We start from the raw sequence: 14,249 nt of genomic DNA on the forward strand, positions 1-14,249 counted from the left end.
GTTGAGGCGTGGGCGCGGGAAGGGGGGCTGGGGGTGGGGCCGCGATCCACTGCACCTGGGGACTGCCCCGCCGCACCGATAGTTTGTAATCCGGGGTCTCGAGGGTCAGTTCCCCCACTTCGTGGTCTTGTAAGGCTTGGAGGATGGCTTTGAGTTCTTTCGCATTCATGAGCGCCTCCGAAAAAGAGGGTACGTCGTGCCTCTAAGAGTATACGGCCCCTGCCCGGTTTCTCATCTTCGCCAAACCGGCCTCCCTGAGCCCAGGCTGCAACGGCAACCGGCCGGGATCGGGTGGGGCCAGCAAAAAACCTCGAGCCCTAGGGCTCGAGGCCAGGCTTCTTGGCTGGGTCAGCGAATCACCTTCAAGGCCCGCAGCACCCAGATCAGGATGACCGCTCCTATGATGCCCCAAATCAGCCCCGCCAACGTAAAGGTGCCTGCCGAAGCCGCACCACCAATGTGCAGAGCATCAGCGAAAATCCACTTGGCCAGCACCGAGCCCACAATACCGATTACGATCTTGCCGAGCAGCCCCTCGCGATCGCCCATCACATTGCTCGCAATCCAGCCGATGATCGCCCCAACGATAATCGCAACGATCCAGCCCATACGCACTCCTTTCGCTGTGGTTGCCCTTCTATTATACCCAAACCACACGTGTCGCCTCACGTGAAGGGGGTGTAACCCCCTTGTTCTCAAGTTAGCGGCTGCGGGCCAAAGCGTAGCGATGCCCCTCACACCAAACCAGACCGACCCTCGAAAACGAGGGTCGGTCTGGGGGTGGGCTGGCTTAGGCCCGGCCCAGGTACTCCCCGGTGCGGGTATCGACCCGCACCGTCTCCCCAGGGTTGACAAACAGGGGAACCTGCACCACCGCCCCGGTCTCGAGGGTCGCCGGTTTGGTCCCCCCCGATACCGTATCCCCGCGCACCCCAGGCGGGGTATCCACAATCTTGAGCTCGACGCTGGCCGGCGGGGTGATGTCCAGGGGGCGACCGTTGTACATGGCCCCTTGTACGGTCATGCCCTCTTTGAGGAAGCGGGTAGCCTCGGAGATGTCGCGCGGTACGTGGAACTGCTCATAGGTTTCCAGGTCCATCAGCACCAGCTCATCGCCTTCCGGGTAGAGGTACTGAAGGTCTTTGGTCTCCACATAGATGTCCTCGAGCTTCTCCCCTGAGTTGAAGCTGCGCTCCACGGTGGAACCGGTCTCGAGGTTCCTAAACTTAGCCACCACCTTGGCACCGCCGCGCCCGATCTTCTGGTGCTGGTACTCCACGCATTGCCAGAGGGCGCCGTCCATCTTCACTTTGGTTCCATTGCGCAAATCGGTCACGCTGATCATGGGGTATAGCCTCCTGTATCCAACCGATGAGTGTACCAGGATGAATGGGGTTTAGAAAAGTTCATAGCGAGGTCAGCTCTGGGTGCAGGTCAAGTTTTTGGATGTACTCGAGGTAATCTGCCTCGCTCAAGGGATAGCGACCGGCAGCCGCCACGATAAAAGCCTCCATCACGTTGGTGCCGAAACTGCGGCCTTGCAGGCGGGGGGTGGTGGTGATGAGGGTCTGAATCCCTCGCTCCCGCATGAACGCCAGGTCATCGGGGGTGGTGGTGTTGGTCAAGATGATCTTGCCGGTCATATCGGGGGGCATGAAGCGCCGGATGAAATGCCAGTCCCCCGCCACCACATCGGCCCAGTGGAAATACTTCTGCCGCCAATCCAGGACCTGCTTCTCCTGCTTCTCGCCGGTGGGGTAGAGCCACTCAAAGGGCAGCTGGGTGATGATGGGGAGCAGCACATAGGCAATCTTCTGCAAGGTGGCCAAGCGGTACAAGGGGATATTGAGCCCTAGACCAAAAATGAAATCGCCATAGAGCACCTGGGCCCCGGCCTGATCCATGGCCTCAGCCAAACCGAAGCGATCCACCGCGCTGGGGATCAGCACCTTCTTGCCCTTCCAGCCAACGCTGGCCTCGAGCTCCCGCACCACCCGGCGCTCCAGGGTGTGTTTGAGCCCGGAGCCGTCCAGCATTGGGGTTTTCTTGGCCGCATCGGCCAGCTTTTTAGAGTCGCGGAAGGTGTAGCGACGGTTCCCAGCGTAGACATAGAGGTCAGCCCCGCCCAGCCCGAATGCGTCTACCTGGCCATCCAACTCCTTAACCAGCTCGATCGCCTTGCTCCACGAACCGTCGGTACCGATGCGCTCTAAGATGAACCGATCCCCTAGACCAGCCAACTCCACCTCGGCTTTGGAGTTGCGCTTGGAGGAGCCAATCGAGACGCTGACCACATGTTTAGGCATGAGGGACAGTCTACTCCTTACCAAGCATCTACCGGGCTCGAGCCCCAGCTCCCCTAAAGGGCCGTGACCAAAGCGATCACCCCTTCAGACGCAGGATCCCTATCACCGCCAGAATTACCCCCAAAACCCAGAATCCGTAGGCCACCCGCCGATTGGCCTCGCCCTGGGCCGCCATCGCCCACACCAACAGGCCCACCAGCCCCGCCCCCAAAGCCAAGGTGAACATCAGCGCAGGAAAGTGTTTGAGGATCTCCCCCAGCACCCTAGGCTCCGATCAAGGCCTTGAGCTCGTCCACCACCCGTTGGGCCGTGAATCCGAGGTTTTGGTACACCGTGGGATAGGGGGCACTGGCCCCAAAACGGGTCAGTCCAATGCTGCGGTCAGCATAGCGCTCCCAGCCCAGCGGTGAGCCCGCCTCCACCGAGAGGGTGGGCAGTGACTTGGGCAGCACCGACTCCCGATACTCCGCGGGCTGGGCCTCAAAAACCTCCCAGCAGGGCAGGCTGACCACCCGCACCCTCAGACCTTGCTCAGATAGCAGCCGTTGGGCCTCTAAAGCCAACGAAACCTCGCTTCCGGTAGCCACAATTGCCGCCTGGGGGTTTTGGGCATCTGCCACCACATACCCACCCTTGAGCGCGCCCTCTCGGCTCGAGCCCTCGAGCACCGGTAGGGCCTGACGGGTCAGAATCAGCGCGGTGGGGCCATCCGTACGTTCCAAAGCCAACTGCCAGGCCGCGACGGTCTCGGTGGCGTCGGCGGGGCGCACCGTCCAGAGCACCGGCATGGCCCGTAGGCTCATCAGGTGTTCGATGGGTTGGTGGGTTGGGCCATCCTCCCCCACCCCGATCGAGTCGTGGGTGAAGACGAAAACGGTGGGAATCCCCATGATGGCCGCCATGCGCAGGGCCGGGCGCATATAGTCGGAAAAGGTGAAAAAGGTTCCCCCATACGGACGCAGCCCCCCGTGGAGGGTCATGCCGTTTAGGGCCGCCCCCATAGCGTGCTCCCGCACCCCGTAGCGCACATAGCGCCCGCTCGGGTTGGCTGGGGTAAAGTCGCTCATCTCTGAGGTGCGGGTATTGTTGGAGGGGGTCAGGTCGGCGCTGCCCCCGATCAGCTCTGGCAGCGCCGGCACAATTTTTTCCAACACCTTACCCGAGGCGGCTCGAGTGGCCATCTTCTCCCCCGGATTGAAGCCCGGCCACACCTTGCTCAAGGATTCAGGAAGCCTGCGCTCCTGCCGCCGCCCGAACTCCGCCGCCGCCTCCGGATTGGCCTTGGCGAAAGCCTCGAAGCGGGCTTGCCACTCCGCCTGGGCGGCCTGCCCTTTAGGAATAACCTGGCGGTAATCATCATAAACTTCTTGCGGAATCTCGAAGGGGGCGTAGTTCCACCCCAGGGTCTGGCGGGTGGCGGCTACCTTCTCCGCCCCCATGGCATCGCTATGGGCTTTGTGGTTGCCGGCCAGGGGCGAGCCGTAACCAATAATGCTGCGAACCGAGATGATGCTGGGGCGGGGATCGGTCTGGGCCGCCTTGAGCGCAGCCCGGATGGCCTCGAGGTCCTCGCCATTCACCCCCCGGATCACCTGCCAGCCATAGGCCTCATAGCGCAGCATTCGGTCTTCGGTAAAGGCCAGCTCGGTACTCCCATCAATCGAGACATCGTTGTCGTCGTAAAGAACGATCAGCTTACCCAGGCGCAGGTGTCCAGCCAGGGAAGAGGCCTCACTGCTCACCCCCTCCATCAGGTCACCGTCGGAAGCGATCACGTAGGTGTGGTGGTCTACGATCTCTGCCCCAAACTCCGCGGCCAGCTTGCGCTCGGCCATAGCCATCCCCACGGCCGTGCTGATGCCCTGACCCAGAGGGCCGGTAGTGGTCTCGACCCCTATGAAGGGGTCATGCTCGTATTCAGGGTGGCCAGGGGTCTTGGAGCCCCACTGACGGAACCGCTTGAGATCCTCGAGCTCCAGCGGGTACCCACTGAGGTGCAGCAGGGAGTACAAGAGCATCGAGCCGTGTCCAGCCGAAAGCACAAAACGGTCGCGGTCAGGCCACCGGGGGTCTTTGGGGTTATGCTTGAGAAACTCAGTCCACAGCACGTAGGCCGCCGGTGCCATGCCCATCGGCATCCCAGCGTGACCGCTCTTGGCTTGCTCTACGGCGTCAAGCGCCAGCATCCGGATGGCGTTGATGGAGAGGGTGGGGTTCACTTTGGTCTCGGTCATGGAGCCTATCTTACCCCATCAAGATCAGGGTTTTTGCGCTCTAGCCAACAGCGGAAGTATTTTCTAATCCCGCCTTGTCCGGGGTTTAGGCCAGGCCGCCGGGTTCAAAGCTTGACCCAAGGGCGGATTAGAGCTAAACTCCTACTTTGGCTGCACAAGCCATGAGGAGATTCCGGTCCGTGCGCTGGAATCCACCCGACGGAGGGAACCATGCCTTTTAGCAAAGAAGAAAAAGCCCAGGTTATTGCCGCTCACGCCCACCAACCCGGTGACACTGGATCCACCGAGGTCCAGGTGGCCTTGCTCACCGAGCGGATCAATCGCCTCTCGGCGCACCTCAACGTGAATAAGAACGACAAGGCCTCACAGCGGGGGCTGCTGCTGCTGGTCGGTCAGCGCAAACGAATGCTGAGCTACCTAGAAGGCAAAGACCCGGCCCGCTACAAGGCCCTAATTCAAAAGCTAGGACTGCGCAAATAACACAGACATCCGGGGCTCGGCCCCGGATTTTGCTTTCGTGTACAATGGGGACAACTCGGCGAACGAGGCCAAGGCGGCGGCGTTCCAGGTTTTATAAAGCGTATGAAATTCGCATGGAGCAGGCCATCCTGCCCCCAAAGCGGGGGGATATGGGCCTGACTGCAAGGCGGTGTGCGGCCGCCGGTTAAGCGTGTTTAAAAGCGTGCCCGGCGCTTTACTCGGGCCCAGGAGTGAGCATGAATGAAGACAATCCGATACCACAAGGACGGCGCTACAGTGTCGAACTGGGTGGGCGCACCCTGACCTTCGAGACCGGTAAATATGCCAAGCAGGTCTCGGGCTCGGTCTGGGTCACCTATGGTGAAACCGTGGTGATGGCCACCGCCCAGGCCTCAGATGCCCCCATCCCCGCCGACTTCCTACCGCTTACGGTGGAGTTTGAGGAGCGGCACTATGCCGTGGGCAAGATCCCAGGGAGCTTCATGCGCCGCGAGGGGCGGCCCGGTGAGAAGGCCATCCTCTCGGCCCGGCTCACCGATCGCCCGATCCGCCCGCTGTTTCCCAAGGGGTTCCGCCATGAGGTGCAGGTGCTCCTCACGGTGCTCTCCGCTGATCAGGAAAACACCCCGGACATTCTGGGGCCCATCGCGGCCAGCGCTGCACTGATGCTCTCCGACATCCCCTGGGATGGCCCCATCGCCTCGGTGCGGGTTGGGCTACAGGGAGGGCGGTATGTGCTCAACCCGGTGGCCGCCGAGGACAGCCAGCTCGAGCTGGTGGTGGCGGGGTCCAAAGACGCCATCATCATGGTCGAGGCCGGGGCGCAGGAGGTCTCGGAGGAGCAGTTGGTCGGGGCGCTGGAGTTCGCCCACCGGGCCATGCAGCCGGTTTTGCAGCTTCAGGAGCAGATGCGGGCGGAGCTGGGAAAGCCCAAGTTCAGCTTCGATCCCCCGGCCAAACTGGCGGAAGAAGAGATGCAAGGCCTCTACCAGCGGGCTCTCGAGAAGGGGCTTTCCAGCGTGTTGCTCACCGCCTCAAAGGGGGAACGCAGCGCGGCCTTAGAAGCCTTTGCCCACGAGCTGGTGGCCGAGCTGGTGCCTGCGGCGGAGGACGGCAGTGTGGACGAAGCCCGGCGCAAGCTGGTGGCAGCCAGCTTTGATGAGGTCGTGAAGCGAGAGCTGCGCCGCCTGGTGCTGGAGGAGAACAAGCGGGCCGATGGGCGCACCCCCAATCAGGTGCGGCCCATCTGGATCGAGACCGGGATCCTGCCCAAGCCCCATGGCTCGGCCATCTTCACTCGAGGGGAGACCCAGGTGCTGGGGACCGTCACCCTGGGCACAGGCCGCGATGCCCAGCTGGTGGATGATCTGGGGCTGGACACCGAAGACCCTTTCCTGGTGCACTACAACTTCCCCCCCTACTCCACCGGCGAGGTCAAGCGGCTGCGCGGGGTGAGCCGGCGTGAGGTCGGGCACGGCAATCTGGCCAAGCGCGGGCTCAAGCCGGTGCTGCCCTCACAGGAAGAGTTTCCCTACACCATCCGGGTGGTGGGGGATGTGCTCGAGTCCAACGGCTCCTCTTCCATGGCCACCACCTGTGCGGGTTGCCTGGCCTTGATGGACGCTGGGGTACCCCTCAAGAAGCCGGTGGCCGGGGTGGCCATGGGGCTGGTCAAGGAAGGCGAGCGGGCGGTGGTGCTCACCGATATCCTGGGCCTCGAGGATGCCCTGGGGGACATGGATTTCAAGGTCACCGGAACCCGCGATGGGGTCACGGCCTTACAGATGGACATCAAGATCAAAGGCCTCACCGCCGAGACCCTGCGGGCCGCCTTGATGCAGGCTCGAGAAGCCCGGCTGTTCATCCTGGATAAAATGCAGGCCGCTCTCCCCGCGCCCCGGCCAGAGCTCAAGCCCCAGGTACCGCGCATCCTGACCCTGAAGATCAACCCCGAGAAAATCGGGGGGATCATCGGCCCTGGGGGAAAGAACATCCGAGCCCTGGAAGAGCTTGGGGTGGAGATCGACATCGAACAGGACGGCACCATCCGGCTCTTCTCCACCAATGGCGCAGCCGCCGAAGAGGCCAAGGCCCGTATCCTGGGCCAGACCGCTGAGGCCAAGCTGGGTGAGGTTTACGACGGCAAGGTGGTGCGCATCACCAACTTTGGGGCCTTTGTGGAAATCCTCCCAGGGAAGGATGGGCTGTTGCACATCAGCCAGCTCTCCAAGGAGCGGGTGGAAAAGGTCGAGGATGTGCTCAAGCTGGGGGATCGGATCAAGGTCAAAGTCAACAAAATTGACGAGCAGGGCAAGGTAGACCTGATTCGGCCCGAGCTCGAGGGGCTGATCGCGCCCCGCCGCCCTCCAGTACGGCGATAATCCTAACCCCTAGGTCAGGCATCAGCGACAGGGAACCGATGGCCTGATAGGGCCTTCAGGCCCCCCAGCAACACCTTGTGGACGAAATAGCAATGGTTTATTCAGTGCGGCGCATCTGGCGCCCAAAAATCAAGTGGAGTAGACATGAACGGCAATTCAACCCCTCCTTTTAGCAGCCGAGGGCCGCGCCGACGCCAACAACGGCCCAAACCTACCGGCCCCGTTACCATCGGCAAGCCCAACAGCGCAGTGGAGATCATCTTTTTAGGGGGCGTGGGCGAGATCGGCAAAAACATCGCTGCGTTCCGATACGAAAACGAAATCTTCATCGTGGATGGCGGCTTAGCTTTCCCGGATGAGCACATGCTGGGCGTGGATCTGCTGATCCCGCGCATTGATTACCTGGTCGAGCACAAAGACCTCATCAAAGGCTGGGTCATTACCCACGGTCATGAAGACCACATTGGGGCCCTGGCCTACCTTTTCCCTCAGCTCCCCAAGGTCCCCATCTATGGGGCCAAGCTCACCCTGGGGCTGGTCAAGGGCAAGCTCGAGGAGTTCGGGTACAACATGGGTGAGTTCAACTTCCGCGAGGTCTCTACCGATGAGCGGATCAAGATCGGTCAACACTTTACGGTAGACCTCTTTCGCATGACCCACTCCATTCCGGACAACTCTGGAATGGTCATCCATACCCCCATTGGCCGCATCGTTCATACCGGTGACTTCAAGCTCGACGAAAACCCCATTGACGGCAAGACTAGCCACCTGGCCAAGATCGCCGAAGCCGGGGAGCAGGGGGTGCTGCTGCTGATTGCCGACAGCACCAATGCCGAGCGCCCGGGCCGCACCATCAGCGAGTCGGAGGTAGCCCTCGAGCTCGACAAGGTGATCGGCCAGGCCAAGGGCCGGGTGTTTGTGACCACCTTTGCCTCGCATATTCACCGCATCCAAAGCGTGGTTCACGCCGCTGAGAAGTATGGGCGGCGGGTGGCGGTGGAGGGGCGCAGCATGCTCAAGTTTGCCCGCATTGCCATCGAGCTGGGCTACTTGAGCTATAAAGACCGGCTTTATACCCTCGATGAGCTCAAGGACCTGCCCGACGAGCAGGTCTTGATCCTCACCACCGGGTCCCAGGGCCAGCCCGAGGCAGCCCTGGCTCGGATGGCCTCAGGGGTGCACTCCAAGATGAGCATCCAGCCCGGCGACACCGTGATCCTCAGCAGCAGCCCCATCCCAGGCAACGAGGAAGCGGTCAACACGGTCATCAACAAGCTTTACAAGCTGGGGGCCCGGGTTTTGCATCCGCCGGTGTACCGGGTCCACGCCTCAGGGCATGGCAGCCAGGAGGAGCTCAAGACCATCCTGAACCTCGCTCAGCCCAAATTCTTCCTGCCCTGGCACGGTGAGGTGCGCCACCAGACCAACTTTAAGTGGCTGGCCGAGGGGATGCCCAACCCCCCGCAAAAAACCGTGATCCCCGAGAATGGCGATGTGATCAAGCTGACCCGGGAGGATCTGGTCAAGGAAGGTCAGGTCCCTCACGGTGCGCTATACGTGGACGGCCTGGGGGTGGGCGATATCACCGACGAGATCCTCGAGGACCGCAACCATATGGCCGCGGAGGGGGTGGTGATCATCACCGCGCTGGTCAGCCGTGAACCCCTGGTCGAGGTGATCTCCAAAGGCTTTGTGAAGGCTGGGGAACGGCTGCTTGGAGAGGTGCGCAAGATGGCCATGGACTCGCTGTACAAGGGGGTACGCGAAAAGAAGCGTTTGGAGGATATCCGCGACGACATCTATTATCCGGTGAAAAAGTTCATCGCCAAAAACACCGGACGCAACCCTGTCATCATGCCCATCGTGATCGAAGGGTAGGGGGCCCGCAGCCCACCGGCCCTGGTGCTCACCCCTTGCTTACCCAGCTTGGCTAGGCTGAGGTCGCGGGGATCGCTGGGTGCGGTTCCCTAAGGAGCGGGCCCTATGGCTTGGATTTTATTGATCATTGCAGGTCTTCTAGAAACCGGCTGGGCCATCGGGCTCAAATACACCGAGGGCTTTACCCGGTTCTGGCCGAGCGTAGCCACCGCGGTAGCCATTGCCGGAAGCATGCTCTTGCTCTCCATAGCTGCCCGAACCCTCCCCATCGGAACCGCCTACGCGGTATGGGTGGGGATCGGGGCGTTCGGGGCGGCTGTATTGGGGATTGTGCTGTTCAAGGAGCCGCTCTCGCTGGCTCGAGGCTTTTTCCTCGTCCTGCTGCTGGCCTCGATTCTCGGACTCAAGCTCACCTCCAAAAGGCTAGGCCCCCGCTTCCCCTTCAAGCCATGAAAAAAATCCCCTCTCCAATGGAGAGGGGAAAAAGGGCCAAAGGCCTTAGCGCTTGCTGTACTGGGGAGCCCGACGGGCTTTGTGCTTACCGTACTTCTTGCGCTCGACCTCGCGGGGATCGCGGGTGAGGAAACCCGCAGGCTTGAGCTTGACCCGTAGATCGCCGTTGTATTCGACCAAGGCCCGGGCAATGCCGAGCTGGATGGCATCCACCTGCCCGGACTTGCCCCCGCCCTCGACGGTGATGTAGGCATCGAAGCGGCCCGCGGCATCCACCCGCCGCAGGGGCTCGAGGGCGGCTACCGCTTTGACCAAGCCCCCAAAGTAGTGGTGAAACTCAATTCCGTTGACGCTGACCTTGCCGCTGCCCGGACGCAGGAACACCCGCGCCACGCTGGTCTTGCGGCGGCCCGTACCGTAGTATTGCTCCATTAACGAACCTCCATCTTGACCGGCTTCTGGGCTGCGTGGGGGTGTGTCTCACCGCTATACACCTTGAGGCGGCGGAACATCTGGTAGCCCAAGGTGCCCTTAGGAAGCATCCCCTTAACCGCGTGCTCGAGGGCCTTGGTGGGCTTCTGAGCCAGCATCTCGGCCCCCGGGGTGCGCTTGAGGCCACCGGGATACCCTGAGTAGCGGGTGTACACCTTGGTGCGGGGCTTGCTGCCGGTGAGGAGCGCCTTCTCCGCGTTGATGACCACCACGCAGTCACCGGTAGGCATGTTGGGCGTCCAATCGGGCTTGTGCTTGCCGCGCAAAACGCTGGCGATTCTCGAGGCCACGCGGCCTATCGGCTGGCCTGCAGCATCAATGAGAACCCAACCGGGCTCCCTAGGTTCGGGCACGAAAGTCTTAAACACAGGCTTACTCCTGGTGCAGCCGCGCCTACCAACGCGCCTGCAGTATCGGGATTGCTTTGCTCCGAGCGGCTCGGGGAAACCCCTCAGAAAAAAGCGCCAACCGGGAGTATAACATATGGGGTCAGAGCAGGGCAATCGTGAATCCACCGCAAGCAAGACCTGCCTTGCACTTTAGGAGGACCCCATGGCAAACAAGCTGAGCAATGACGAGATCCAGGCGGGGTTGAGGGCCCTTCCAGGGTGGAGCCTAGTCGAGGGCCGGATCGAGAAGGTCTTCAGCTTCGGCACTTATGCCGACGGGGTGGCCTTTGCGGTCAAGGTAGCGATGGCGGCTGAAAAGGCCGACCATCACCCTGATAGCCTCGAGATCCTCTGGGGTAAGGTCAAGGTGGCCTACGTGACCCACTCCGCAGGCGGGGTTACCAAGCTGGATTTAGAGCAGGCCGCCAAGGTAGATACACTGGCATAGCCTCCAAGGCCCCCAAGGTTTAGGGTTGGCCTTCGAGATCAGCGTGTTTCCCCTTAACTTGATGGTTTCCTAACACGATCTCCTCATAGCACAAGGGGTAAACTAGAGAACCGTGAGCATCGAACGCGCGGTAGACTTTGACAACCTCGCTTACCTCGAGGCGCTGTACCAGGAGTATCAACAAAACCCTTCCTCTATCCCCCAGGAGTGGACCAGCTATTTTGCGGCGGCCCTGGGGCCCTCGCCCTCCAACAACGGGGTGCTCCAACCCACTTATGATGCGGGCTCGCTTTCTGAGCTGGCCAGTTTCTTCCTTAAGGCGGTGCGGTTGGTGCGGGCCTTCCGGGAGCGGGGGCACCTGGCGGCCAAGCTGGACCCCCTGGGCCGTCCTCGCAAGACCCCGCCCGAACTAACCCCGGCCTATTACGGCTTCAGCGAGGCCGACTTGGATCGGCCCATCCCCCCTGAGTTTGGGGCCCCGACCCTGCGGGCGCTGATCGAGCGCTACTCGGCCCTGTACTGCGGTACGGTAGGGATCGAGATCGGTCACCTGGATGACCCCGAGCTGCGGCGCTGGATCGAGGGCAAGCTCGAGGCCGGCTTTGCCCGGCCCACTGCAGAGCAAAAGCGCCAGATCTACGAGCGGCTGATGCAGGCCACCCTGCTGGAGGAGTTTTTCCAGAAAAAGTACCTGGGCTCGAAAACCTTCAGCCTCGAGGGCACCGAGTCGCTCATTCCGCTCCTGGACCTGGCGATTGAGGGGGCGGCTAAGAATGGGGTGGTCGAGATTGTGCTGGCCATGGCCCATCGTGGACGCCTCAACGTGCTGGCCAATGTGGTGCACAAGCCGATGCGGGAGATCTTCCTGGAGTTTGAGGAGGTTTTTCCCGAGGGGTATTCCGGGGATGTGAAGTACCACCTGGGCTACTCCGGCGATGCCGAGACCCCGTATGGCAAGGTTCACCTCTCGCTCAACTTCAACCCCTCGCACCTCGAGTTCGTGGGGCCGGTGGCGATGGGCCGTACCCGGGCCAAACAGGACCGCTTCGGGGATTTCAAGCGGGAAAAGGGGATGCTGATCTCGCTGCATGGGGATGCAGCCTTCGTCGGTGAGGGGATCGTCCAAGAAACCCTCAACATCGCCGGAATCCCGGCCTACACCGTTGGCGGCACCCTGCACATCGTGCTCAACAACCAGGTGGGCTTCACCACCGAGCCCGCCGAATACACCGCCGGGCGTTACTCCACCGAGGTTGCCAAAATGCTGGAGTCGCCCATCTTCCACGTCAATGCGGAAGACCCCGAAGCCCTGGTAGGGGTGATGGAGCTGGCGCTGGAGTTCCGCCAAACCTTCAAGCGCGATGTGTTCATTGACCTGATCGGTTTTCGCCGCCGGGGGCACAACGAGACCGATGAACCCGCCTTTACCCAGCCGGACATGTACAAGCGCATCGGGGCCAAGCCTCCCCTCTACCAAACCTACGGGGCCAGACTCGAGGCCGAGGGCTTGCTGAAACCGGAAGAGGCCCAGACCCTGGCCCAGCGCTACCAGGACAAGCTCGAGGAGGCCTTTTCCACCGCCCGGCGTGAGCCGAGCCCCGTGCGTCCCCCGGCTGGAGGGGGCATCTGGGTGGGCTACCAAGGCGGGGCCGAGAGCAGCACGCCCGATCCCGAGACCGGGATCCCGGTGGAGAAGCTGACCGGGCTGATGGATGCCCTGACCCGACTGCCCGAGGGCTTTGCCCTGCACCCCAAACTCAGCAAGTTTGTGGAGGGGCGCCGCGAGATGGGGCATGGGGCGCGTCCGCTGGACTGGGCTGCGGCGGAGGCCCTGGCTTTTGCCAGTGTGGCGGTAGAGGGGCACCGGGTACGCATGAGCGGCCAAGACGTGGTGCGCGGCACCTTTACCCAGCGGCACGGGGGCTACACCGACGCTGTGACCGGGGCGCGGTATATCCCGGCCCAGCACCTTGCCGAGGGGCAAGCCCCCATCGAGCTCTACAACTCCGCCCTAAGCGAGGCCGGGGTCTTGGGCTTCGAGTACGGCTACAGCCTGGACATGCCGGACGGGCTGGTGCTGTGGGAAGCCCAGTACGGGGATTTTGTCAACGTAGCCCAGGTGATCATTGACCAGTTCATCGCCTCAGCGGAGGCCAAATGGGGACGGCTTTCGGGGCTGGTCTTGCTGCTGCCGCACGGAATGGAAGGGGCCGGGCCGGAGCACTCTTCAGCGCGGCTCGAGCGCTTCCTCCAGCTCTGCTCCAACGACAACATTCAAGTGGCCTACCCCACCACTCCCGCCCAGTATTTTCACCTTCTGCGCCGCCAGGTGGTGCGCCCCCTGCGCAAACCACTGGTGGTGATGACCCCGAAGAGCCTTCTGCGCAACCCCGAGGCGGTCTCGGCCCTCGAGGAGCTTTCGCGGGGCCGCTTCCAGCGGGTACTGGCCGGAGCCCCGACCAGCAAGGTGAGCCGCATCGTGCTGTGCTCGGGCAAGGTCTACTACGACCTCGAGGCCGCCCGGCGGACCGCGAACAAAGAGGATGTGACCATCATTCGCCTCGAGCAGCTCTACCCCTTCCCCAAGGAGGAGCTCGAGACCGCCCTCGCCCTGTATTCGGCCAAGGCCGATGTGGTCTGGACTCAGGAGGAGCCCGCCAACATGGGGGCGTGGTGGTTCATCCGCGCCCGCTTTGGGGATCGGATCTTTGGCCGGGGCTTGAGCGTGGTGGCCCGGCCCGAATCGAGCAGCCCGGCGGTGGGTTCTTCCAAAGTCCACAAGCAGCAGCAAGAGGCCATTGTGAAGGCTGCCCTGGGGCTCGAGTAGCGTCGCGGTTCTCGCGCCCTCATGCGCGAAAAGCGTACAATCCATGGGGAAAAGAGCAGGGGTACTCCCCCTGATTTAGGAGGAAACTGTGGCCCTAGAAGTCAAAATTCCCGCAGTGGGCGAGTCCATCACCGAGGTGGAGATCGGCGCTTGGCTCAAAAAAGAAGGCGAGGCGGTCAAAGCCGATGAGCCTTTGGTCGAACTCGTCACCGACAAAGCAACCTTAGAGCTCCCGGCCCCGGCGGCTGGGGTGCTGGGCAAAATCCTCATCCCCAGTGGACAAGCCAAGGTGGGGGATGTGGTGGCTTGGCTCGAGGAAGGCGCCGTGGCGGCACCCCCACCCCAACCCCCCGCTAGCGTC

14 protein-coding genes and 1 pseudogene are annotated in these 14,249 nt (G+C 62.2%); 7 read left to right on the forward strand and 8 right to left on the reverse strand.

Features of this window, described 5'->3' with window-relative positions:
* The 6 genes and pseudogenes from Mgrana_RS17170 to tkt all read right to left on the reverse strand — a co-directional run.
* Nucleotides 1-169 (reverse strand): annotated as a pseudogene (locus tag Mgrana_RS17170) (acetyl-CoA carboxylase biotin carboxyl carrier protein); the annotation flags it as partial.
* Nucleotides 170-348: 179 nt separating this feature from the next.
* Nucleotides 349-609: a GlsB/YeaQ/YmgE family stress response membrane protein gene (locus Mgrana_RS15475; RefSeq protein WP_119358489.1), complete on the reverse strand. Its 261-nt coding sequence runs from the start codon at nt 607-609 to the stop codon at nt 349-351.
* A 181-nt stretch (nt 610-790) separates the two neighbouring features.
* A complete protein-coding gene (efp, locus tag Mgrana_RS15480) occupies nt 791-1,345 on the reverse strand; it encodes an elongation factor P (protein WP_119358490.1) in 555 nt (184 codons plus the stop codon).
* Nucleotides 1,346-1,406: 61 nt separating this feature from the next.
* The gene (locus Mgrana_RS15485) at nt 1,407-2,306 is read right to left on the reverse strand and encodes a quinate 5-dehydrogenase (protein WP_119358491.1); all 900 of its coding nucleotides are present in this window, start codon (nt 2,304-2,306) and stop codon (nt 1,407-1,409) included.
* 76 nt (nt 2,307-2,382) lie between these two features.
* Entirely contained in the window at nt 2,383-2,568 is a 186-nt protein-coding gene (locus Mgrana_RS15490; protein WP_119358492.1) for a hypothetical protein, read from the reverse strand.
* 1 nt (nt 2,569) lies between these two features.
* Entirely contained in the window at nt 2,570-4,540 is a 1,971-nt protein-coding gene (gene tkt / locus Mgrana_RS15495; protein WP_119358493.1) for a transketolase, read from the reverse strand.
* A 210-nt stretch (nt 4,541-4,750) separates the two neighbouring features.
* Here tkt and rpsO point away from each other — a divergent pair, with 210 nt between their 5' ends.
* The 4 genes from rpsO (at nt 4,751) to Mgrana_RS15515 (ending at nt 9,732) form a co-directional block, all read left to right on the forward strand.
* Nucleotides 4,751-5,020: a 30S ribosomal protein S15 gene (gene rpsO / locus Mgrana_RS15500; protein WP_119358494.1), complete on the forward strand. Its 270-nt coding sequence runs from the start codon at nt 4,751-4,753 to the stop codon at nt 5,018-5,020.
* Between the two features lie 236 nt (nt 5,021-5,256).
* Nucleotides 5,257-7,401 (forward strand): polyribonucleotide nucleotidyltransferase, encoded by a 2,145-nt coding sequence (pnp, locus tag Mgrana_RS15505; RefSeq protein ID WP_119358495.1) that lies wholly within the window; start codon nt 5,257-5,259, stop codon nt 7,399-7,401.
* 144 nt (nt 7,402-7,545) lie between these two features.
* The gene (locus Mgrana_RS15510; RefSeq protein WP_119358496.1) at nt 7,546-9,279 is read left to right on the forward strand and encodes a ribonuclease J; all 1,734 of its coding nucleotides are present in this window, start codon (nt 7,546-7,548) and stop codon (nt 9,277-9,279) included.
* Between the two features lie 105 nt (nt 9,280-9,384).
* Entirely contained in the window at nt 9,385-9,732 is a 348-nt protein-coding gene (locus Mgrana_RS15515; RefSeq protein ID WP_119358497.1) for a DMT family transporter, read from the forward strand.
* A gap of 45 nt (nt 9,733-9,777) precedes the next feature.
* On the opposite strand, the gene rpsI is transcribed toward Mgrana_RS15515, so the two are convergent.
* Nucleotides 9,778-10,164 carry a 30S ribosomal protein S9 gene (gene rpsI / locus Mgrana_RS15520; RefSeq protein WP_119358498.1) on the reverse strand — a complete coding sequence of 129 codons (387 nt, stop codon included), beginning with the start codon at nt 10,162-10,164 and terminating at the stop codon, nt 9,778-9,780.
* Nucleotides 10,164-10,592, reverse strand: coding sequence for a 50S ribosomal protein L13 (gene rplM / locus Mgrana_RS15525; RefSeq protein ID WP_119358499.1), 429 nt, complete (start codon nt 10,590-10,592; stop codon nt 10,164-10,166). The genes rpsI and rplM overlap by 1 nt, the downstream gene beginning before the upstream one ends.
* Nucleotides 10,593-10,776: 184 nt before the next feature.
* On the opposite strand from rplM, the gene Mgrana_RS15530 reads away from it, so the two are divergent.
* The 3 genes from Mgrana_RS15530 to Mgrana_RS15540 form a co-directional block, all read left to right on the forward strand.
* Entirely contained in the window at nt 10,777-11,061 is a 285-nt protein-coding gene (locus tag Mgrana_RS15530; RefSeq protein ID WP_119358500.1) for a 4a-hydroxytetrahydrobiopterin dehydratase, read from the forward strand.
* Nucleotides 11,062-11,179: 118 nt separating this feature from the next.
* The gene (locus Mgrana_RS15535) at nt 11,180-13,888 is read left to right on the forward strand and encodes a 2-oxoglutarate dehydrogenase E1 component (protein ID WP_119358501.1); all 2,709 of its coding nucleotides are present in this window, start codon (nt 11,180-11,182) and stop codon (nt 13,886-13,888) included.
* A gap of 88 nt (nt 13,889-13,976) precedes the next feature.
* Nucleotides 13,977-14,249 (forward strand): biotin/lipoyl-containing protein (locus Mgrana_RS15540; RefSeq protein WP_338067290.1); only part of this gene is annotated, 273 nt, incomplete at its 3' end.

Origin of the sequence: Meiothermus granaticius NBRC 107808 (assembly GCF_003574355.1) — a bacterium.
Classification (GTDB): domain Bacteria; phylum Deinococcota; class Deinococci; order Deinococcales; family Thermaceae; genus Meiothermus; species Meiothermus granaticius.